At 65.1% G+C, this 22304-nt stretch carries 18 protein-coding genes and 2 tRNA genes; 17 read left to right on the forward strand and 3 right to left on the reverse strand.

Annotated elements, in window-relative coordinates; genetic code table 11:
- Positions 1-55: 55 nt before the first annotated feature.
- Positions 56-523, forward strand: coding sequence for a tRNA adenosine(34) deaminase TadA (gene tadA, locus HELO_RS03570; protein ID WP_013331426.1), 468 nt, complete (start codon positions 56-58; stop codon positions 521-523).
- Between the two features lie 4 nt (positions 524-527).
- Here the strand turns inward: tadA and mltF are convergent, their stop codons facing one another.
- Positions 528-1991 carry a membrane-bound lytic murein transglycosylase MltF gene (gene mltF, locus HELO_RS03575; RefSeq protein ID WP_013331427.1) on the reverse strand — a complete coding sequence of 488 codons (1464 nt, stop codon included), beginning with the start codon at positions 1989-1991 and terminating at the stop codon, positions 528-530.
- A gap of 246 nt (positions 1992-2237) precedes the next feature.
- Here mltF and purL point away from each other — a divergent pair, with 246 nt between their 5' ends.
- Entirely contained in the window at positions 2238-6167 is a 3930-nt protein-coding gene (gene purL / locus HELO_RS03580) for a phosphoribosylformylglycinamidine synthase (RefSeq protein ID WP_013331428.1), read from the forward strand.
- Positions 6168-6296: 129 nt separating this feature from the next.
- On the opposite strand, the gene HELO_RS03585 is transcribed toward purL, so the two are convergent.
- A complete protein-coding gene (locus HELO_RS03585) occupies positions 6297-6506 on the reverse strand; it encodes a hypothetical protein (protein WP_041601886.1) in 210 nt (69 codons plus the stop codon).
- A 159-nt stretch (positions 6507-6665) separates the two neighbouring features.
- Here HELO_RS03585 and HELO_RS03590 point away from each other — a divergent pair, with 159 nt between their 5' ends.
- The 10 genes from HELO_RS03590 (at position 6666) to HELO_RS03635 (ending at position 16986) form a co-directional block, all read left to right on the forward strand.
- Positions 6666-8468 carry a DEAD/DEAH box helicase gene (locus HELO_RS03590; RefSeq protein WP_013331429.1) on the forward strand — a complete coding sequence of 601 codons (1803 nt, stop codon included), beginning with the start codon at positions 6666-6668 and terminating at the stop codon, positions 8466-8468.
- Between the two features lie 57 nt (positions 8469-8525).
- On the forward strand, positions 8526-9317 hold the full coding sequence (locus tag HELO_RS03595) for a crotonase/enoyl-CoA hydratase family protein (RefSeq protein WP_013331430.1): 792 nt from the start codon (positions 8526-8528) through the stop codon (positions 9315-9317).
- Positions 9318-9537: 220 nt separating this feature from the next.
- Entirely contained in the window at positions 9538-10476 is a 939-nt protein-coding gene (locus HELO_RS03600) for a segregation and condensation protein A (protein ID WP_013331431.1), read from the forward strand.
- Positions 10473-11381 (forward strand): SMC-Scp complex subunit ScpB, encoded by a 909-nt coding sequence (gene scpB / locus HELO_RS03605; RefSeq protein ID WP_013331432.1) that lies wholly within the window; start codon positions 10473-10475, stop codon positions 11379-11381. Before HELO_RS03600 ends, scpB begins: the two co-directional genes overlap by 4 nt.
- Positions 11381-12244 carry a 23S rRNA pseudouridine(2605) synthase RluB gene (gene rluB, locus HELO_RS03610; protein WP_013331433.1) on the forward strand — a complete coding sequence of 288 codons (864 nt, stop codon included), beginning with the start codon at positions 11381-11383 and terminating at the stop codon, positions 12242-12244. Before scpB ends, rluB begins: the two co-directional genes overlap by 1 nt.
- A 69-nt stretch (positions 12245-12313) precedes the next feature.
- Positions 12314-12389: transfer RNA gene (locus tag HELO_RS03615), tRNA-Lys, on the forward strand.
- A 33-nt stretch (positions 12390-12422) separates the two neighbouring features.
- Positions 12423-12498: transfer RNA gene (locus HELO_RS03620), tRNA-Lys, on the forward strand.
- A gap of 300 nt (positions 12499-12798) precedes the next feature.
- Positions 12799-13827: a quinolinate synthase NadA gene (gene nadA / locus HELO_RS03625; protein ID WP_041602387.1), complete on the forward strand. Its 1029-nt coding sequence runs from the start codon at positions 12799-12801 to the stop codon at positions 13825-13827.
- Between the two features lie 132 nt (positions 13828-13959).
- Entirely contained in the window at positions 13960-15804 is a 1845-nt protein-coding gene (ilvD, locus tag HELO_RS03630; protein WP_013331435.1) for a dihydroxy-acid dehydratase, read from the forward strand.
- Between the two features lie 72 nt (positions 15805-15876).
- Positions 15877-16986 carry an oxidoreductase gene (locus HELO_RS03635; RefSeq protein WP_013331436.1) on the forward strand — a complete coding sequence of 370 codons (1110 nt, stop codon included), beginning with the start codon at positions 15877-15879 and terminating at the stop codon, positions 16984-16986.
- 32 nt (positions 16987-17018) lie between these two features.
- On the opposite strand, the gene nudE is transcribed toward HELO_RS03635, so the two are convergent.
- Entirely contained in the window at positions 17019-17603 is a 585-nt protein-coding gene (gene nudE, locus HELO_RS03640; protein WP_013331437.1) for an ADP compounds hydrolase NudE, read from the reverse strand.
- 104 nt (positions 17604-17707) lie between these two features.
- On the opposite strand from nudE, the gene yrfG reads away from it, so the two are divergent.
- The 5 genes from yrfG to msrB all read left to right on the forward strand — a co-directional run bounded on the left by yrfG (position 17708) and on the right by msrB (position 22226).
- Positions 17708-18388: a GMP/IMP nucleotidase gene (gene yrfG / locus HELO_RS03645; protein ID WP_041601887.1), complete on the forward strand. Its 681-nt coding sequence runs from the start codon at positions 17708-17710 to the stop codon at positions 18386-18388.
- Entirely contained in the window at positions 18381-18770 is a 390-nt protein-coding gene (locus tag HELO_RS03650) for an RNA-binding S4 domain-containing protein (RefSeq protein ID WP_013331439.1), read from the forward strand. The genes yrfG and HELO_RS03650 overlap by 8 nt, the downstream gene beginning before the upstream one ends.
- A gap of 108 nt (positions 18771-18878) precedes the next feature.
- A complete protein-coding gene (gene hslO / locus HELO_RS03655; protein ID WP_013331440.1) occupies positions 18879-19754 on the forward strand; it encodes an Hsp33 family molecular chaperone HslO in 876 nt (291 codons plus the stop codon).
- Positions 19755-20011: 257 nt separating this feature from the next.
- On the forward strand, positions 20012-21592 hold the full coding sequence (locus HELO_RS03660; protein WP_013331441.1) for a phosphoenolpyruvate carboxykinase: 1581 nt from the start codon (positions 20012-20014) through the stop codon (positions 21590-21592).
- 136 nt (positions 21593-21728) lie between these two features.
- A complete protein-coding gene (msrB, locus tag HELO_RS03665) occupies positions 21729-22226 on the forward strand; it encodes a peptide-methionine (R)-S-oxide reductase MsrB (protein WP_013331442.1) in 498 nt (165 codons plus the stop codon).
- Positions 22227-22304 lie beyond the last annotated feature (78 nt).

Raw genomic sequence — 22304 nt, forward strand, 5'->3', positions numbered from 1 at the left:
TGAGTCGTGTCGGACCATCATCGACATGCCGAGCAGTCTACTGGAGTCAACGTTGATGCGCAGCGATGAGTATTACATGCACCGAGCCATGGATCAGGCGCGTCGCGCGGAGGCGGCGGGGGAGGTGCCGGTGGGCGCGGTGGTCGTGGATCGGGCCGGCGAGATCGTGGGGTCTGGCTTCAACGCGCCGGTCAGTGACCATGACCCCAGTGCCCACGCCGAGATTCGTGCGTTGCGCGATGCCGGTACCCGGCTTGGCAACTATCGCCTCGATGGCTGCACGCTCTTCGTGACCCTGGAGCCCTGCCTGATGTGTACCGGTGCCATCATTCATGCTCGCCTGGCCCGAGTGGTGTATGGCGCGGCCGAGCCGCGCAGTGGCATGGTGGAGTCGCGTGCCAACCTGTTCGCACAGCCCTGGTACAACCATCGGGTCGAGGTGGTCGGCGGGGTGCTGGCCCCGCGTATCGCCAAGCACCTCAAGGCCTTCTTCGCCGAGCGACGGGACACCGCCGAGCCGTGAGCGTTCAGGTGCTGGGCGGGATGACGTCGAACGTCTCGCGACTCGCCTCTTCGGGCAGCCGGGCGTTGAGCGGATGGAACTGCTCCTGGCTGCGGTCCACATAGGCCAGGATCTCGTGATAGCGGCGAATGTTGCGGACATAGATCACCGGTTCGCCGCCGCGGGCATAGCCATGACGGGTCTTTTCATACCAGCCGCTCTCCTGGAGCAGCGGCAACGAGCGTCGTACATCCTCCCAGGCATCGGGATCGCCGCCGCGCTGACGGGTGATGTCGCGTGCGTCGTAGAGGTGACCCAGGCCCACGTTGTAGGCCGCCAGCGCCATGTAGAGGCGGTCGTCGCCGGTGATCGACTCGGGCAGTCGTTGCTCGAGACTTCGCAGGTAGCGTGCACCGCCCTCGATGCTTTGTGCCGGGTCGAGGCGATCCTCGATACCCAGATCACTGGCGGTGGGGCGGGTCAGCATCATGAGCCCGCGTACGCCGGTGGGGGAGGTGGCCTCGGGATTCCAGTGGGACTCCTGATAGCCCACCGCGGCCAGCAGCTTCCAGTCGAAGCCAGTGTCGCGGGCGGACTGGCGGAACAGTGGTGCGTAGTCCGGCAACCGCTTCTGGGCGTGAGAGATGAAGGTGCGCGCGCCGACGTATTCGAGATAGTTGTCGCGGCCGAAATAGCGCGTCTCGAGTCGCTGGAGCAGGCCGTTGTCCTGCATGTCGGCGAGGAAGCGATTGGCCTCGCGGACCAGTCCCAGGCCCTGTCCGGCGGGAAAGGCCCAGGCCAGTGATAGCGGCTTGCCCAAGCGGAAGCCGTCTTCGACTTCGGGGAAGAACAGGCGATTGAGCCGGAACTGATGCTCGAAGACCACGGCGGCGTCCAGGTCGCCGTTCGCGACCTGGCTCAGCAGCGAAGCGACCTCCATGTCGCGGGATTCCTTCCAGCTCAATTTCGGGTGCTCGGCCTGGAGCTCGCGCATGACGGTATCGGTGCCGGTCCCTCCAAGGGTGCCGATCTCCAGGCCCTGGAGGTCTTCGATGCTGCTGGGCGGCGGCAGGCCGCGGCGGTAGACCAGCAAGGGCTGCAGCGGCATGATCGGGCGACTGAAGATCACTCCCTCGCGCCCTGGATCGAGTGGCAGGGCGGCGGCGCCCATGTCGCCTTGCTGACGCACCGCACCGAGTACATCGGTGGTGTTGTGGTCATCATTGAGTGCCAGGCTGACGCCGAGATGGTCGGCAAAGCGCCGCATCAGCTCGTATTCGAACCCGGTGGGCCCCTGGCGGCCTTCATAATAGGTGGTCGGGGTGTTGCGGGTATGCACGCTGATGAAGTCCCGTTGCATCACGTCCTGCAGGTGCGGCCCCGGCTCGTTGCTCGGCAACACAGGGAACAGCACGAGCAGCAGGGTGGCGCACAATGTCAGGTAACCGCGCCAGCGGCGGCGGACATGGTTGAACCAGGATGCGAGCATAGTAGCGATGAGCGGCGACAAGGCCCTTCACCTTACCCAGCCTCCCTCCGGCTGTCATCATTCTCGATTTCTCGCGACCGGCGCTTTCCAGTATCATAAGGCCTCCTTGCCGCCGGCCGCGGCCTTCGGGAAAACCGGATGAACGCCCACGTGGCTCAATCATGGCATGGCCAGCCCCGTGGTTGAGGTCATGAGTCGGTCGTTCGGCGCTTCCTTCATTTTCGCTTGCTTCAGAGGCCCGAGGATATGCTCGAACTGCGCGGTGCGCCCGCTTTATCCGCTTTTCGTCACGCCAAGCTACTGGATGCCCTGCGTAGCGTGGCGCCCGATGTCGAGGCGCTCGAAGCCGACTACGTGCACTTCGTCGATCATGACGGGGAGCTGGCCGATGAGGACCGGCAGCTGCTCGAGCGCCTGCTGGACGACGGCACGGCTCGCGAGGCGTCGCCCAAGGGGCGCCTGTTCCTGGTCGTGCCGCGGATCGGCACCCAGTCGCCCTGGTCGTCCAAGGCCACCGACATCGCACACAACTGCGGACTGACGAAGGTTCGTCGCCTGGAGCGGGGGATCGCCTATCGGGTGCAGTTCGCCGGGGAGCTTTCCGAGGCGGACTTCGAGGCCGTCACGGCCGCGCTGCATGACCGCATGACCGAGACGGTGCTGTTCGATGCCTCGGACGCCGCCCGCCTGTTCGCGCATCACGAGCCGGCCCCGCTCGGCCAGGTGGATCTCCTGGAGGGCGGCCGCGCAGCGCTGGAAACGGCCAACGTCGAGCTCGGCCTGGCGCTCGCCGAGGACGAGATCGACTATCTGTGCGAGGCCTTCCGCGGGCTCGAGCGCAATCCCACGGACGTCGAGCTGATGATGTTCGCTCAGGCGAACTCGGAGCATTGTCGCCACAAGATCTTCAACGCCGACTGGGTGGTGGACGGCGAGGCGCAATCGCACTCGCTGTTCAAGATGATCAAGAACACCTTCGAGGCTTCGCCGGACGACATCCTCTCCGCCTACAGCGACAACGCGGCGGTGATCCGGGGCAGCGAGGCCGGGCGTTTCTTCGCCGCCCCCCTGACCGGCAAGGCGGCCGATCGTGCCGTCTACGGGACCCATCAGGAGTCGGTGAACATCCTGATGAAGGTGGAGACCCACAACCACCCGACGGCCATTGCTCCGCACCCCGGGGCGGCCACCGGTGCCGGCGGCGAGATCCGCGACGAAGGCGCCACGGGGATCGGCGGCAAGCCCAAGGCGGGCCTGACCGGCTTCACCGTTTCCAACCTGCGCATTCCCGAATTCGTCCAGCCCTGGGAAGCCTTCGACTACGGCAAGCCCGAACGCATCACCAGTGCGCTTTCGATCATGCTCGAAGGGCCCATCGGCGGCGCGGCCTTCAACAACGAGTTCGGCCGCCCCAACCTGACGGGCTATTTCCGCAGCTATGAACAGGATGCCCTGGGTGCCGACGGCATCGAGCGCCGGGGCTATCACAAGCCGATCATGATCGCCGGCGGCTATGGCAACATCCGCGAGGATCATGTCCAGAAGGGCGAGATTCCCGTCGGTGGCAAGCTGATCGTCATGGGCGGGCCGGCCATGCTGATCGGCCTGGGCGGCGGCGCTGCCTCCTCGATGGCCTCCGGCGCTTCCAGCGCCGATCTGGACTTCGCCTCGGTGCAGCGCGACAACCCCGAGATGGAGCGTCGCGCCCAGGAAGTCATCGATCGCTGCTGGGCGCTGGGCGACGACAACCCGATCCGCTTCATCCACGACGTCGGTGCGGGCGGACTCTCCAATGCCCTGCCGGAACTGGTCAAGGACGGCGAACGGGGCGGACGCTTCGAATTGCGCGAGATCCCCAATGCCGAGCCCGGCATGAGCCCGCTGGAGATCTGGTGCAACGAGGCCCAGGAACGCTATGTGCTGGCCGTGGCGCCGGACGATCTCGAGACCTTCGAGGCGCTGTGCCGTCGTGAGCGTTGCCCCTACGCAGTGGTCGGCGAGGCCACCGAGGCGCATCATCTCGAGGTTCGCGATGGCCACTTCGCGACCCGACCGGTGGATTTGCCGATGAGCGTGCTGTTCGGCAAGCCGCCGAAGATGCAGCGTGAATTCGAACGGCAGGACCGCGAGTTGCCGGGCATCATGCTCGACAACCTGGATCTGCGCGAGGCCATGGACCGGGTGCTGCGCCTGCCCACGGTGGCCTCCAAGAGCTTTCTGATCACCATCGGCGACCGTTCCATCACCGGTCAGGTGGCCCGCGACCAGATGGTCGGGCCCTGGCAGGTGCCGGTAGCCGATGTCGCCGTGACGACCGCAACCTTCGATACCCACGCCGGCGAAGCCATGGCCATGGGCGAACGCCCGCCAGTGGCGTTGATCGATCCCGCCGCCAGCGCTCGCCTGGCGGTGGCCGAGACCATCACCAACCTGGCGGCGGCGCCGATCGCCAAGCTCGGTGACATCAAGCTCTCGGCCAACTGGATGAGTGCGGCCAGCCACCCCGGCGAGAACCAGGCGCTTTACGATGCCGTTCGGACGGTGGGCATGGAACTCTGCCCGGCGCTGGGCATCGCCGTGCCGGTGGGCAAGGACTCGATGTCGATGCGCACGGCCTGGGAGGCCGAGAACGACAAGGGCGAACGCGAGGAGAAAAGCGTCACCGCGCCGCTGTCGCTGATCACCACCGGCTTTGCGCCCGTCACCGACGCCCTGCGTACCCTGACCCCCGAGATCAACCTGGAGCAGGACGAGTCCGACCTCATCCTGATCGATCTCGGCGGTGGCCGGAATCGTCTCGGTGGCTCGGCCCTGGCCCAGGTCTACGGGCAGGTCGGTGACGAATGCCCCGACCTGGACGACCCGGAGGATCTCAAGGCGTTCTTCTCGGTGATCCAGGGGCTCAACGCCGACGGCAAGCTGCTGGCCTATCACGATCGCAGCGACGGCGGGCTGCTGGTCACGTTGCTGGAGATGGCCTTCGCGGCCCACGCCGGCCTGGAAATCAAGCTCGACTGGCTGATCGATGAGCCCACCGATGCCTTCAATGCCTTGTTCGCCGAGGAACTCGGTGCGGTCATCCAGGTCTCCCGCGAGCATACCGAAGACGTGCTGGCGCAGTTCGCCGGTGCGGGCATCGAAACGTGCGGCGTCATTGCCCGGCCGCGCTACGACGACCAGGTGCGGGTGACCCTGTTCGAGGAGCCGTTGCTCGAGACCACGCGCCTGCTGGCGCAGCGTACCTGGAGCGAGACCAGCTACCGCATGCAGGCGCTGCGCGACAACGCCGAGTGTGCCAAGAGCGAGTTCGACGGCCTGCTCGACGGCCGCGATCCGGGGCTTTCGGCGACGCCGACCTTCGATGTCGACGAGGACATCACCGCGCCCTTCGTGAACACGGCGCGCCCGCCCATGGCCGTGCTGCGCGAGCAGGGCGTCAATGGCCACCTGGAAATGGCCTGGGCCTTCGACCGGGCCGGCTTCGAGGCCGTCGACGTGCACATGAGCGATATCCTCGAGGGGCGGGTGAGCCTCGACGACTTCAAGGGCCTGGTGGCCTGCGGCGGATTTTCCTACGGTGATGTGCTGGGCGCCGGTGGCGGCTGGGCCAAGTCGGTGCTGTTCAATGAGCGTGCTCGCGACCAGTTCGCCGGCTTCTTCGGCCGCGACGACAGCTTCGCGCTGGGTGTCTGCAATGGCTGTCAGATGCTGTCCCAGCTCAAGGAACTGATTCCCGGTGCCGAGAACTGGCCGCGTTTCGTGCGCAACGAGTCCGAGCAGTTCGAGGCTCGGGTCTCCATGGTGCGCGTGGAGCAGAGTGCCTCGATCCTGCTCGCCGGCATGGAAGGCTCGCGCCTGCCGATCGCCGTGGCTCATGGCGAAGGCCGTGCCGAGTTCCGTGACAGCGCTCATCTGCGTCGCATGCAGAGCAGTTCGCAGGTGGCCCTGCGCTATCTCGACAACCACGGGCAGGCGACCACGCGTTATCCTGCCAACCCGAACGGCTCGCCGGGCGGTATCACCGGCCTGACCACCCCGGATGGTCGCGTGACCATCATGATGCCGCATCCCGAGCGAGTGGCCAGGGCGGTGACCAATTCCTGGCGGCCGACTGAGTGGACGCGTGACGGCGCCTGGATGCGCCTGTTCCGCAACGCCCGGCACTGGCTGGGCTGAGCGACGCGGGGCCTGAGCGGGCCCCGCACGCAAGACGCCGACGCCCGGTCGTCTGCCAGGCGTCGGCGTCTTGCGTATTCGTCATGCCATCAACCGCTGGTCAGCGTGCTGTCTCGGCACGGAGAGCGGTCAGGAGCGTGCTTCGTCGTCCGGGTGCTTCAGATGCGATTCCACGTCATCGAGCAGATGACGGAACTGTGCCTGGAAGTGATCGAAACGCCCGAAATCATGACCGCACTCGTCGCAGTACACGTGGTACTGGCTCTCGCGGCCCGGCGGCAGACGTTTCCGGCGGTTACCGCATTCCGGACAATCGGGACTGATTTTCTCAGTGGTCATGCAAGGGCTCTCCTTCAAATGAGATATGCGACATTGCGTCTCATACTACCTAGGTATCATGCCTGTGTGGCCTCAGGTCAAGTCATGCCCTGGCGTTGCGCTGTCGGCATTGGCGACGCAAGGTGACAAGATGGCGACATTTTACCGCAAGAGCGCCCCATGAGTTCCTCTTTCGCACCACGATTGCGTCCTTATCAAAATGAGGCGGTGCGTCGCGTGATCGAGCATTTTCGTGCCTGTCACGACCCCGCCGTGGTGGTGCTGCCCACCGGCAGCGGCAAGTCGCTGGTGATTGCCGAGCTGGCACGTCTGGCACGAGGGCGGGTACTGGTGCTGGCCCATGTGCGCGAGCTGGTGGAGCAGAACCATGCCAAGTACGAAGCCTACGGGCTCGAGGCGGATATCTTCAGCGCCGGCCTCGGCAGCAAGCGGGCGGCGCGGCAGGTGGTATTCGGTTCGGTGCAGTCGGTGGCGCGCAACCTCGACGCCTTCGGCGAGCGGGTCGATGAAAGGGGCGAAAAAAGCGGCGCCTTCTCGCTGTTGGTGATCGACGAATGCCACCGGGTCTCGCTGGACGAGGACTCGAGCTACCGGCGCGTGATCGAGGCCCTGCGTCGCCACAATCCGCGCCTCAAGATTCTCGGTTTAACCGCCACGCCGTACCGGCTGGGGCAGGGCTTCGTCTATCACCGACACCATCATGGCATGGTGCGTGGCGACGCTGACTGCTTCTTTCGCGATTGCGTCTTCGAGCAGCCGCTGCGCCTGATGGTCAAGCAGGGCTATCTGGCTGAACCGCGGCGCATCGATGCGGCGGTGGCCCGCTATGATTTCTCGCAACTGGCGCCCGGGGCCGGTGGCCGTTTTCAGGAGGCCGAACTCGACCGAGTAGTAGCCGGCCACCGTGCCACGCCGACCATCGTCGCCGAGGTGGTGGCATATGCCGCCGAGCGCCGGGGAGTGATGCTGTTCGCTGCCACTGTGGCGCACGCCGAGGAGATCCTCGACCACCTGCCGGAGGGGCAGGCGGCACTGATCACCGGCGCCACGCCGTCCGAGGAGCGTCAGGCGCACATCGAGGCCTTCAAGGCACAGCGTCTCAAGTATCTGGTCAATGTGTCGGTGCTGACCACCGGCTTCGATGCGCCCCATGTCGATCTGATCGCCATCCTGCGACCCACCGAGTCGGTCGGGCTCTACCAGCAGATCGTCGGGCGCGGCCTGCGGCTGGCCGAGGGCAAGCATGACTGCCTGATTCTCGATTATGCCGGCAACCCCTGGGACCTCTACGCCCCCGAGGTGGGCAGCCCGAGGCCGGCCCCGGACACCGAGCCCGTTCAGGTCGAGTGTCCTGCCTGCGGGCACGCCAATCTCTTCTGGGGGCGCCGCGACGGCGAACTGGTGATCGAGCATTTCGGGCGCCGTTGCCAGGGGTTGGTCGAGGATGACGCGGGTCGCCAGCGCCAGTGCGACTTTCGCTATCGCTTCAAGGAGTGCGAGCACTGTGGCGCCGAGAATGACATCGCCGCGCGTCGCTGCCATGGCTGCCAGACGCTGCTGGTGGATGCCGACGACAAGCTGCGCGAGGCCCTGCGGCTGCGTGACGCCATGGTGCTGCGAGTGTCCGGCATGGTGCTCGAGGCCGCGCTCAACGGGCGTGGCCTGCCGCGTCTCAAGGTCACCTATCACGATGAGGACGGCGCGACCCTGAACGAGTGGTTCGCGCTGGAGACACCGGCCCAGCGAGGCGCCTTCGCGGCGGTCTTCCTGCGTCGCCATCTGCGGGCGCCGGGGACTTCCTGGTGGCCACAGGGGCCGGCAGAGGTGGTGGCGGAGCGTCATCGTCTGAAAGCGCCGGACTTCGTTGTCGGCCGCAAGGTCGGTCGCCATTGGCAGGTGCGCGAAAAGCTGTTCGATTATGTCGGGCGATACCGAACCGCCGATGCGGCCGAGGCGACGTGATATGCAATGCGTGGAAAACGGTCGTTTGATTGATTTTCGGAGGCTTGCCACACTGGCATGACGCTCAATCACGGGAGAGTCGAGGTGACAGTGGAGGCGTTTCACGCACGGGTGACCCTGGGGGTTCAGGACGGTGTGGCCGAGGTGTGCCTGACCAGGCCGCAGCAACACAATGGCCTGGACTGGTCGATGATCGAAGGGTTGCTGTCGGCCCAGCGGCGATTGGTCGAACTCACTCGGGAAGGGGGCGGCGACATAGGTGCCGTGGTGCTGTCCGGAGAGGGTGAGAGCTTCTGTGCCGGGCTCGACATGAAGTCGATCATGAGCGAGCCGCAACGCATGCCATCGCTGCTCGAGGCCGACGAGGCGGGCGTCAACCCGGTGCAGCGCCTGGCGTTGGGATGGCGCGAGGCCGGCGTGCCGGTGATTGCCGCCCTGCAGGGGCATGTCTACGGTGGTGGACTGCAGATCGCTCTCGGGGCGGATATCCGGGTGGTGTCGCCCGATGCGCGCCTGGCACTCCTGGAAATTGCCTGGGGCCTTGTTCCCGATATGGGCATCAGCGTCACGGCGAGCCATATGCGCGATGATGTGTTGCTCGAGCTGGCCTGGACGGGCCGCGAGGTCGGTGGTCAGGAAGCGCAGACGCTGGGCCTGGCGACCCGGCTTGCCGAGGATCCCCGGGCCACGGCGCTCGAGATGGCCAGCACAATGGCTTTCCGGTCGCCGAAGGCGGTGGCGGCGGCACGAGAACTCTTCTCCCGGGCGCCGACTCTCTCCCGACGTGAACGGCTGGCGCTGGAAGCCCGTCTGCAGCGCGGCTTGATCGAGGATCTGGGACCGTTGTGAGGTCTCCGCCATTCTGATCGACCAGTCGCCTGCTTGCTGTTCGTGATGGTTGACCGGGCCTGAAGGGCCGGCCAGCGGTCGGTTGGCACGCTGGCTCTGGCCCCTTGTCGTGTCGCTGGAGGCAAACGCGGCTTACCTTGATGGGGCGGCTCTTGCTAGACTTCACGATCAACCAACGGGCGCGTTCCCGCCAGCAACGTCGCAGGAGGCCAGGCCACGCGTGAGCGATACGCCAACGACCGCCGATGGTGAGGTGAGTGCCGCGCATGAAGTCGAGAATAGTGCGGCGGTGCTCGGCCGACTGTTCGACGAGCCGATCACCCAGTTGCCGGAGGATCTCTACATCCCGCCGGAGGCGTTGCGTGTCTTTCTCGAGGCCTTCGAGGGGCCGCTCGATCTGCTGCTCTACCTGATTCGTCGCCAGAACCTGGATATCCTGGCCATCGATGTGGCGGCCATCACCCATCAGTACATCGAGTACGTGGAGCTGATGCAGGCCATGGAGATCGAGCTTGCCGGCGAGTATCTGCTGATGGCGGCGATGCTGGCCGAGATCAAGTCGCGCACCCTGTTGCCGCGCCCGCCCAAGGAGAACGACGAGGACGACGAGGAAGACCCTCGCGCCGAGTTGATTCGTCGCTTGCAGGAGTACGAGCGGCTCAAGAACGCCGCCGAATCGCTGGCCGATCTGCCGCGCCTGGGACGTGACTGGTTTCCGGCGCGGGCGGCATTGCCGCCACTCGAATCCCGGGTGATTCATCCCGATGTGGAGCTCGACGAATTGCTGGGCGCACTGGCCGGCATATTGCGCCGGGCGGAGCTCAACCAGTCTCACCAGATCAGCCGGGAGGTGCTCTCCACCCGCGAACGCATGCTGGCGATCATGGAGCGCTTGAGCCACGAGCATCACACTCCCTTCGAGGCGTTGTTCAATCTCGAGGAAGGACGCGCCGGCGTGGTCGTCACCTTCATGGCGATTCTCGAGCTGGCCAAGGAATCCTTGATCGAGATCGTGCAGAATGCGCCGCTGTCGCCGATCCATGTGCGTGCCCGTGCCGAGACCGAGGCGCAGGAAGGCGACGAGGATTTCGAAGAGGAGGGCGACGTGGGCGAGAGCCCCTTCGCAATGCAGGACGAGGATGGGAGCGAACCGGCATGACCGCCATGGAATATCCCGAGGCGCTGGACGACATTCTCGAGGCTGCCCTGCTGGCGGCCGGCGAGCCCTTGTCGCTGGAGCGCCTCGAGGCGCTGTTCGATGACCACGAGCGCCCGCCGCGTCGCGCCCTGCGCGAGTCGCTGGAGCGTGTCGAGGGGCGTCATGAGCGTGGTGCCATGGAATTGCTCGAGACCGCTTCGGGCTACCAGTTGCGCATTCGGCCGCGGCTGTCGTCCTGGGTGTCGCGGCTGTGGGACGAGCGCCCTCAGCGCTATTCGCGGGCACTGCTGGAGACCCTGGCGATGATCGCCTATCGTCAACCGGTGACGCGGGCCGACATTGAGGAGGTGCGCGGGGTATCGGTGAGCGGTTCCATCATGCGCACCCTGGTCGATCGGGGCTGGGTGAGGGTCGTGGGGCATCGTGATGTGCCCGGACGCCCGGCGGTCTATGCCACCACGCGCTCCTTCCTCGACGACTTCGGCCTCAAGACGCTCGACGAACTGCCACCGATGCACGAACTCAAGAGCTTCGGCGAGGAAGAGATCTATCAGGAGGATGAGCCGCCGCCGCCCCAGCAGGACGTGCTGGCGCAGGCGGATGAGTCGCTCGAGGAGTCCGAGACGGAAAGTGGCACCGAGGGTGAAGTCGAAGCAGAGAGCGGCCGCGAACTCGAGGAGTCACCGGCAGCGACCGGAGCCGAGCAGGCGGAAGCGCCGGCTCAGCCTGAAGAATCATTGGCCGGGACGGCCGACGAGGATGAAACACACGCCGGGACGGCGTCCGAGCGGACGAGTCCGAGCTTTGCCGATATCGAGGCTCGGCTGTCCGAGCGTGCCCGTGGCCGCGTCGACGAGGACGCTGCTGCGGGGACGGAATCCACGACAAGTGAGACAGACGACTGATGAGTAACACCAGCGAAAAACTGCAGAAGGTCCTGGCCCGGGCGGGGTTGGGCTCGCGCCGTGAAATGGAGACCGCCATCGCCGACGGGCGTGTCAAGGTCAACGGCCAGGTGGCGACCCTGGGAGATCGGGTCGAGCTGCGCGACAAGGTAGCCTTCGATGACCGCCCTGTGGCCCTGCGTGGTGCCGATGAGGTGCCGCGCCGGGTGATCATGTACAACAAGCCGGAGGGCGAGCTGTGCACGCGCAAGGATCCGGAGGGGCGTCGTACCGTCTTCGATCGCCTGCCGCGCCTCAAGGGCGAGCGCTGGATCGCCATCGGCCGCCTGGACATCAACACCAGCGGGCTGCTGCTGTTCACCACCGACGGTGAGCTGGCCAACCGCTTGATGCATCCCTCCACCCAGATCGAGCGCGAATACGCGGTGCGCGTGATGGGCGAGGTGACCATGGATCACATCAAGGCGATGGTCGAGGGCGTGATGCTCGATGATGGTCCGGCACGCTTCACCGATGTGCAGGAGTTCGGCGGCGAGGGCATCAACACCTGGTTCCATGTGGTCATCATGGAAGGGCGCAACCGCGAGGTGCGTCGCTTGTGGGAGTCGCAGAATCTCACCGTCAGCCGCCTCAAGCGCGTGCGCTATGGCAACATCTTCCTCGACAAGCGGGCCAAGGCGGGGGAGTGGGTCGAGCTCGGTCAGGACGAGATCGACGACCTGGCCGAACAGGCGGGGCTGCCATCGCGCAAGGTGCCGGAGCTGACGCCCGACGAGAAGAACCGTTGGAGCCGCGACAAGAACAAGCGTCGGCCGGTACAGGGCGTGCGCAAGCCCAAGTCATCCCGGTCTCGAGGGCGTTGATCGTCCAGCGATAAAAAAATCGCTTGCCAGCGACCGGGCCCATACGTATTATGTGCACCCGTTCGGCAGGGGTCGTTAGCTCAGTTGGTAGAGCAGTTGGCTTTTAACCAATTGGTCGTAGGTTCGAATCCTACACGACCCACCATCCGAACCCGTTTTGGCCTTCGTGGCCACTGCAGGGTCGTTAGCTCAGTTGGTAGAGCAGTTGGCTTTTAACCAATTGGTCGTAGGTTCGAATCCTACACGACCCACCAGATATTACGCCCCCGTCTCGTTTCGAGGCGGGGGCGTTTTCGTCGGTCGGGCCTTCGTATCGTGACGCGCCGCCGGGCCTGCCGAGCTTGCAACCTGAACGTGTCAGCGTCATTATCGAAAGACGTCATTTTTCTTGCGCCGATGATCGCGGAACGCGAGTCGGTCGCAAGCGGCGCGGGTCGACCACAGCGAGAGACGCAGCGGTTGACCCTCTGGTGTGTCGAGCCGTGCGGAGCGCACGAGTCCCGGCACCTGGTGCAATGCAGGGGGATTCCCTGCCGGTCACAGTGGTAGACACGATGACGATCATGACTTCCCGTGCCGAGCTGCGCGAACAGCTGGCACGTAGCTATTGCCCCACCCGTATTCCCGCCGAGGACGAGGCGCGCGTCGAGGAGATCAAGCGACTGCTCGAGGCCAACAACGCCGTCCTGGTGGCCCATTACTACACCGACGATGCCATCCAGCAGCTGGCCGAGGAGACGGGCGGTTGCGTCGCCGATTCCCTGGAGATGGCGCGTTTCGGCGCCCGTCACGAGGCCGATACCCTGGTGGTGGCCGGCGTGCGCTTCATGGGCGAGACGGCCAAGATCCTGTCTCCCGAGAAGCGCGTGCTGATGCCGACCCTCGAGGCGACCTGCTCGCTGGATGTCGGCTGCCCGGCCGACGAGTTCGCGGCCTTCTGCGATGCGCACCCGGACCGCACCGTGGTGGTCTATGCCAATACCTCGGCGGCGGTGAAGGCGCGTGCCGACTGGGTGGTGACGTCTTCCATCGCCGTGGATGTGATCGAGCACCTGCAGGCGCGAGGCGAGAAGATCCTGTGGGCGCCGGACAAGCACCTGGGCGGCTACATCCAGCGCAAGACCGGGGCCGACATGCTGCTCTGGGACGGTGCCTGCATCGTCCACGAGGAGTTCAAGGCCAAGGGCGTCGAGGACCTCAAGGGGCTGTATCCCGACGCCGCGGTGCTGGTGCATCCGGAATCGCCATCCTCGGTGGTCGAGCTGGCCGACGTCGCCGGTTCCACCTCGCAGCTGATCAAGGCGGCCAAGGAGCTGCCCCAGCAGGAACTGATCGTGGCCACCGATCGGGGCATCTTCTTCAAGATGCAGCAGGCGGTGCCGGACAAGACGCTCTTCGAGGCACCCACTGCCGGCGATGGTGCGACCTGCAAGAGTTGCGCCCACTGCCCGTGGATGGCGATGAACGCCCTGAACAACCTGGCCGGAGCCCTGCGCAACGCCAGCGGCGAGATCTTCGTCGACGAAGCGTTGCGGCAGCGTGCACTCAAGCCGCTGGAGCGGATGCTCAACTTCAACGCCTGACCATCGGGCCCCGGCAGCCTCCGTCTGGCATGCCTGCGCCTCTCATGCCAGAATCGATGTCCAACCTGGACATCGAGACCGTCAGGCGGCAAAGCGCCCGCCCGAGGCGGCGTGACTGAGCAAGAGGACACCATGCCCGAGTATCGCTCCCGAACCACCACCGCCGGCCGCAACATGGCCGGCGCCCGCGCCCTGTGGCGTGCCACCGGCATGAAGGATGATGATTTCCACAAGCCGATCATCGCTGTGGCCAACTCCTTCACCCAGTTCGTGCCGGGGCACGTGCACCTGAAGGACATGGGCCAGTTGGTGGCGCGGGAGATTGAAAAAGCCGGCGGCGTGGCCAAGGAATTCAACACCATCGCCGTCGATGACGGCATCGCCATGGGCCACGACGGCATGCTGTATTCGCTGCCGAGTCGCGACATCATCGCCGACAGCGTCGAGTACATGGTCAATGCGCATTGCGCCGATGCCCTGGTGTGCATTTCCAACTGCGACAAGATCACCCCGGGAATGCTGATGGCCGCGATGCGCCTCAACGTGCCGGTGATCTTCGTCTCCGGCGGCCCCATGGAGGCCGGCAAGACCAAGCTTCTGGATCATGGGCTGGACCTGGTCGATGCCATGGTCATGGCCGCCGACGACTCGGTGGACGACGAGACGCTCTCCGAGGTGGAGCGCAGTGCCTGCCCGACCTGCGGTAGCTGCTCGGGCATGTTCACCGCCAATTCCATGAACTGCCTGACCGAGGCGCTGGGACTGGCACTGCCGGGCAACGGCACCGTGGTGGCGACCCATGCCGACCGGCGTCGCCTCTTCGAGACGGCGGGGCATCGCATCGTCGAGCTGGCCAGGCGTTACTACGAGGGCGACGAGGCACACCTGTTGCCCCGTGCCATCGGCTCCAAGGCGGCCTTCAAGAACGCCATGACGCTCGATATCGCCATGGGTGGTTCCACCAACACCATCCTGCATCTGCTGGCCGCCGCCCAGGAGGCCGAGATCGATTTCACCATGACCGATATCGATCGGCTTTCCCGGGAAGTGCCCCAGTTGTGCAAGGTGGCGCCCAACACCCAGAAATATCATATCGAGGACGTGCATCGTGCCGGCGGCATCATGGCCATTCTCGGCGAGCTGGACCGCGCGGGCGTGCTGGATACCCGGGTGCCGACGGTGTATGGCGACAGCCTGGCCGAGGCGCTCGCCGAGTGGGACATCATGCGCTCGCCGAGTCCCGAGGTAGTGGAGTTCTTCCGGGCCGGCCCCGGCGGCGTGCCGACCCAGGAGGCATTCTCCCAGAGCTCCCGTTGGCCGAGCCTGGACGGCGATCGCGCCACCGGCTGTATCCGTGACCTTGAACATGCCTTCTCGAAGGAAGGCGGGCTTGCCGTACTGCACGGCAACATCGCGCGCGACGGCTGTGTGGTGAAGACTGCCGGCGTCGACGAGTCGATCCTGGTGTTCGAAGGGCCGGCGCATGTCGTCGAGTCCCAGGACCAGGCCGTGGAGCACATCCTCGGCGGCCAGGTGAAGGAAGGCGATGTAGTGGTGATTCGCTACGAAGGCCCCAAGGGCGGTCCGGGCATGCAGGAGATGCTCTACCCGACCTCCTACCTGAAGTCGAAAGGACTGGGCAAGGCGTGCGCCCTGCTCACTGACGGCCGTTTCTCCGGCGGTACCTCGGGGCTCTCGATCGGCCATGTTTCGCCGGAAGCCGCGGCGGGAGGCGCCATCGGCCTGGTCGAGAACTGCGATACGATCCGCATCAACATTCTCGGCCGCGCCATCGATGTCCTGCTTTCCGATGACGAACTCGAGCGGCGCCGGCAGGCCCAGCAGGCGCGCGGACGAGACGCCTGGAAACCGACCATCCAGCGTGTGCGCAAGGTCTCCGCGGCACTCAAGGCCTATGCGCTGCTGGCCACATCCGCCGACAAGGGCGCGGTGCGTGATCTGACCAAGCTCGATTGAATACTTGGTTGCCTGGATCGCCCCGGCTGGCGTGCCGGGGCCTCATCTTCGTTGTTGCTAGGACGCCTTGATATGAAGACTCAGACCCTCAACGTTGGCCTGATCGGCTTCGGCATGGCCGGCAGAACCTTTCACGCGCCGCTGATACAGGCGGCGCCGGGCCTGGAGTTGTCTGCCGTGGTCAGCGGCGACACGGCGAAGGTGCAGGCGGTGTATCCCCAGATGACGGTGCACGCCAAGCCTCAGTCGTTGTTCGCCGACCCGAATATCGACCTGGTGGTGATCGCCACGCCCAATGAGTCGCACTTTCCACTGGCCAAGTCGGCGTTATCCGCCGGCAAGCACGTGGTGATCGACAAGCCCATGTCGGTATCGCTGGCCGAAGCGCGACAGTTGAAGTCGCACGCCGACAATGCGGATCGCTTGCTCAGCGTCTTCCACAACCGGCGTTGGGACAGTGACTTCCTGACGCTCAAGTCGCTGCTCGAGCGGGGCGAACTGGGCCGGGTCGCCGCCCTGGAATCGCGTTTCGACCGCTTCCGGCCCCATGTCAGCGACCGCTGGCGGGACCATCATCAGCCCGGCAGCGGTATCTGGTTCGACCTGGGCCCGCACCTGCTCGATCAGGTTCGGGAGCTGTTCGGCATGCCGCGGGCGATTCTGCTGGAGCTGTCGACCGCGCGGGACGGCGCCGAGATCGACGACGACTTCCTGGCGGTGCTGGACTACGACAATCTGCGCGTGATTCTCGGGGCCAGCTCCCTGGTGGCCGAGCCGACCCCGCGCTTCGCGGTATATGGCACCCAGGGCAGTTTCGTGAAGTATGGGCTCGATCCCCAGGAGGCCTGGCTCAAGGCCGGCGAAACGCCGGAAGAGGGGTGGGGCGTGGATGATAGCCCCGGCCGCCTGACGCTCGACGAAGGGCAGGGCGACGAGGTATCGCTGGTCAGCCGTGAGCTGCCCGGCGAAGCGGGGGACTACCGGGCCTATTATGACGGTATCGCCGAGACGCTGTTGCACGGTACGCCGCCACCGGTGACGGCCGAGGAGGCCCTGGAGACGATGTCGCTGCTCGAGGCCGGGCTGGACAGCTACCGTCAGGGGCGCTGGGTCAAGCTCAAGGAAGGCAACGGCGTTCGCCGCCGCCTGCTGCATGCCCAGGGAGGCGACGGCTCTGCCTGATAACGTCTTGCCGCCGGTTTACTACAGTCGTCTCACCACCAGGAGGAAGACGCGGGTGACTCGGCGCGCAACTTGTCCCTGGCGATGAACAGGGCCGCGATGGCCCGGGCCTCATGGAAATCATCCCTTGCCAGCAGGGCGCCGATTTCGTCGATGGCATGGGTCTCCACGATCAAGGGCTCGGGCTCGTCGCCCGGAAGCCGCTTGGGGTAGAGATCGGTGGCAAGCATGACCTGCATGCGATGGCGCATGTAGTTGGGCGCCAGGGTCAGTTCCACCAGCGGCTCGAGGCGATGGGCACCAAAGCCGCACTCTTCCATCAATTCGCGATTGGCGGCGGCCACGACATCCTCGCCGGGGTCGACCAGGCCCTTGGGCAGGGTCAGGGTGTACTCCTCGAGGCCGGCAGCGTACTCGCGAATCAGCAGCACATGCTCGGGGTCGGGCATGGCGACGATCATCACTGCTCCGCCGCCCCTGACATTGCCACCCAGCCGCTCGAAGGTCCGCTCGGCGCCATTGGCGAAGCGCAGTTCCATCTCCTCGATATTGAACAGGCGGCTCGTGGCGATGCTGCGTCGTGACAGGACATGCGGTTTAGCGTACTGGTCGGCCATGGGGGCTCCGGTCGGTGGGGCGTCGAATGCGTCGTGGATGTCGATTGGTTACACTAGCACGTCTATCATCCGCGAGACGCCACCGCGCCACCCATGAGGAGCCCATGATCGACTGGCGTGCCATTGATACCGTCCTGCTGGACATGGACGGCACACTGCTGGACCTGCATTTCGACAGCCACTTCTGGCTCGAGCACCTGCCTCGGCGCTACGTGGAGCTGCATCGGCTCGACGAAGCCACCCAGGAGGAGATTCGCGCGCGCATCATCCGCGAGCAGGGCACCCTGGACTGGTACAGCCTGGCCTATTGGCGCCGCGAGCTGGGCGTCGACGTCCTGGCGCTCAAGCGCGAGGTCCAGCATCTGATCGGCCTGCGTGGCGATGCCCTGGATTTCCTGACCTGGCTCAAGCAGGCCCACCCCCGGGTGGTCCTGGCGACCAATGCCGACCGCGAGAGCCTGGCGTTGAAGCTGCCGCTGACCGGTCTCGAAGACTATCTGGATGCCATCGTTTCCTCCGCCGATCTGGGCGTGCCCAAGGAGGAACAGGGATTCTGGTTCGCCCTCCAGGAAACCGAGCCCTTCGACCCGGCCCGCACTCTGTTCATCGACGACAACCCTTCGGTGCTGGAGAGCGCTCGCGAGTTCGGTATCCGCCATCTGCTGGGCATCCGACAGCCCGATAGCCAGCGACCGGCTCGGGAGCTCGAGTCCTTCGTCGCCCTGGACCGGTTCGCGGCGCTGTTGCCCGAGGATCTGCCACCCCGCGGAGGTCGCCATGAGTGATGTCAGGCTCGACAAATGGTTATGGGCGGCGCGTTTCTTCAAGACGCGGGCGCTCGCCAAGAAGGCCATCGAAGGCGGCAAGGTGCACTACAACGGAGGTCGCGCCAAGACTAGCAAGAACGTCGAAATCGGTGCGCTGATCCGTGTGCCGCAGGGATGGGACTTCTGGGAGGTCGAGGTGGTGGCCTTGTCGGATCAGCGGCGCGGCGCCCCGGAAGCCCGCGAGCTTTATCGCGAGACCGCGGAAAGCGAGGTCCGGCGCGCGAAGGAGGCCGAGAATCGCCGACAGGCCAACCAGGCCATGCAACACCCCTTCAAGCGGCCCGACAAGCGACAGCGGCGCGATATCAAGCGCTTCATGCGAGAGCAGGGCGGGGAATGAAGGCAGAAAGAAGAAGGAAGAGATAAGAGGGAAGTCATCAGGAGAACCCGCATCTTCCTTCTTCCTGCTTATCTCTTGCTTCTCATCATTTATCTTCAGGCAGTATTCATGACCGATCAGATACAGCGTTTTCTCTTCGACAACACCAATGTGCGTGGCGAAGTCGTCTCTCTCGAGAAGGCTTATGCCGAGGTCCTCGAGCGGCACGATTATCCGCCTGCGGTCACCCGGCAGCTCGGCGAGCTGCTGGCCGCCGTGGCACTGCTGACCGAAACCGTCAAGCTCGACGGCACCATGAGCATCGAGGTGCGAGGCAAGGGGGCCTTGTCGTTGCTGATGGCCGAGTCGAATCCCGGTGGTGAGCTGCGTGCCATCGCCCAGCTGGATGAAGACGCGGCGATCCCCGATGATGATGCCGGTTTTACCGAGCTTTTCGGCGAAGGGCAGATCACCATCACCCTGGATCCCCGTGAAGGGCGCCGTTATCAGGGCATCGTCACCCTGGAGCGGGACAGCCTGGCCGGATGTCTGGAAGATTACTTCAGCCGCTCCGAGCAGTTGCCCACGCGACTCTGGCTGGCCGCCGACGCGCAGCGCTCCGCGGGATTGTTGCTGCAGCGCCTGCCCGACGAATCCTTGAACCAGGACGAAGACGCCTGGGACCGCATGGTGCAACTGGCTGCCACCCTGACCGCCGACGAGCTGCTGTCGCTGGAGCAGCATGACCTGCTGCATCGCTTGTTCCACGAAGAGCAGGTCCGGGTGTTCGAGCCCAAGGCCCTGCATTTCGGCTGCAGCTGTTCCCGCGAGCGCATCGCCGGCGCCCTGCTGAGCCTGGGCGAGGAAGAACTGCGTGACATCCTGGCCGAGCAGGGCGGGATCGCCACCCAGTGCCATTTCTGCCATACCCGCTACCAGTTCACCGTCGCCGAAGTCGAAGCAATGCTCGACGACCCGGACGGGCCACCGCCGACGGTTCACTGAGCTGGCCTGGAAAGAGACGGCTGGTCTGGATCTTGGGGTTATCGGTCCTGATGTAGTAGTAAAACTACAAGAACGTCGGGCAACGTCGGCGTTTCCCGGCGGCCGGGTTTTTGCCATAATGCGCGCCACTCATCCTCATTACGGATGTCGCCGAACACGAGACGGGTAACCGCATGCGGCGTTCGCGGGATGGGCAGACACGCGTCAAGGACGCCCGGCAAACGAGAGAGAATTGGCCGCAAGGCCCAGGAATCGACATGACCACGACTCAAGCCGTTTCACAGGCTGCCAGTGCGCAGTCCGCCACCGCCCACGTCAACCTCAGCAGCGCCGAGTTGATCGAGCGTGCCGTGGCCAATGGCGAAGGCCGTCTGGCAGCCAATGGCGCACTGGTGGTGAATACCGGTCAACGTACCGGCCGCTCGCCCAAGGATCGTTTCATCGTCGAAGAGCCGTCCACTAGCGGCCAGATCGACTGGGGTAGCGTCAACCAACCGTTCGACGCCGATAGCTTCGATGCCCTGTGGGGGCGTGTCGAGGCCTATCTGCACGCCGACGAACACTATGTGTCCGAACTGCACGTGGGCAGCGACCCGGTCCACTATCTGCCGGTTCGCGTGACCACCGAAACGGCCTGGCACAACTTGTTCGGCCGTACCATGTTCGTGCGCCCCGAGCCCTATAATCCGTCGGCCAAGGATGAGTGGACCATTCTCAACGCGCCTTTCTTCGAGTGCGACCCGGCGCGTGACGGCACAAATTCCGATGGCTGCGTGATCATCAACTTCGCCGCGCGCCGTGTGCTGATCGCCGGCATGCGCTATGCCGGCGAGATGAAGAAGGCCATGTTCTCGGTACAGAACTTCCTGCTGCCGGCGTCCGACGTGCTGCCCATGCACTGCAGCGCCAATGTCGGCGAGGATGGCGAGACCACCCTGTTCTTCGGCCTCTCCGGCACCGGCAAGACCACCCTGTCCGCCGATCCGTCGCGTTTCCTGATCGGTGACGACGAGCACGGCTGGGGCGTGGGTACCGTCTTCAACATCGAAGGTGGATGCTATGCCAAGTGCATCGACCTCTCCGAGAAGAACGAGCCGGTGATCTGGAACGCCATCAAGTTCGGCACCGTGCTCGAGAACGTGGTCCTCGATGACCGTCGCCAGCCGGATTACGCCGACGACAGCCTGACCCAGAATTCGCGTGCCGCCTATCCGCTCGAGCACGTCGAGAAGCGCGTGGTCGAGAACCGTGCCGGCGAGCCCAATGCCATCGTCTTTTTGACCTGCGACATGAGCGGCGTGCTGCCGCCGGTCTCGGTGCTTTCCAAGGAAGCGGCGGCCTATCACTTCCTGTCCGGTTACACCGCCAAGGTGGGCTCTACCGAGATGGGCTCCTCCGAGGGCCTGGCGGCCACCTTCTCCACCTGCTTTGGTGCCCCCTTCTTCCCGCGTCCGGCCCGTGAGTACGCCGACCTGCTGATCAAGCGCGTGGCCGAGAAGGACGCCCAGGTCTATCTGGTCAACACCGGCTGGACCGGCGGCGCCTATGGCGAGGGCGGGGCGAGGTTCTCTATTCCCACCACCCGCGCCATCATTCATGCCATCCAGTCCGGCTTGCTGCGTGATGTGGAGACCAAGCGCATCGAAGGCCTGAACCTGGATGTGCCGACCGCCGTACCGGGCGTCGAATCCCGTCTGCTCGATCCGCGCGAGACCTGGTCCGACCAGGCGGCCTATGACCGCCACCTCAAGGAGCTGGCCGCCAAGTTCGTCGAGAACTTCAAGAAGTTCGACGGTATCAGCGAGGCGATCGTCAAGGCTGGCCCCAGCCTCGACTGAGCCTGCCGAGGGCGACAACTGAACACCGCTGCTTGCGGAGAGTCGAAAGCGGAGAGGGCCGTCCCTCTCCGCTTTTTTTATCTCACCTGGGGCAGCAGGGCCCTTGCGGATCACGTCCTGAAAGAGGAGTCGTGCCATGCAACGTCGTCATTTCCTTGGTCTGTTGGGGCTCGGTGGCTTGTCCGGTCTGGCGCCGAGCCTGGCCAATGCGCGTCCCAAACCGGATCTGTCCCCGGCGCCGGGCCTCGAGACGCTCGAACTCAGCGAGGCCGAATGGCGGGAAAGGCTAACCGAGGAACGGTTCGAGATACTGCGGAAGGGGGGCACCGAACCGGCCTTTTCGAGTCCGCTGGACAAGGAGACCCGAAAGGGCGTCTATCATTGCGCCGGTTGCGATCTGCCGTTGTTCGAAAGCGCCATGAAATATGATTCCGGTACCGGCTGGCCGAGTTTCTTCACGCATATCGAGGGGCATCTGCTCACTGAACTCGACCTGGTGCTGCTGATACCGCGCACCGAGTATCATTGTGCCCGCTGTGGCGGCCATCAGGGCCATCTCTTCGATGACGGTCCCGAGCCGACCGGATTGCGCTGGTGCAACAACGGGCTGGCGTTGCGCTTCGTGCCGGCGTAGGAAGTCGGCGCCAGTCCGCCGCCGCATATCTCGTCTGCCGTCGGCGCCGGGCTTGTGATACCTTGTCGCGATCATCTG

It is taken from the genome of Halomonas elongata DSM 2581, from assembly GCF_000196875.2.
Taxonomy (GTDB): domain Bacteria; phylum Pseudomonadota; class Gammaproteobacteria; order Pseudomonadales; family Halomonadaceae; genus Halomonas; species Halomonas elongata.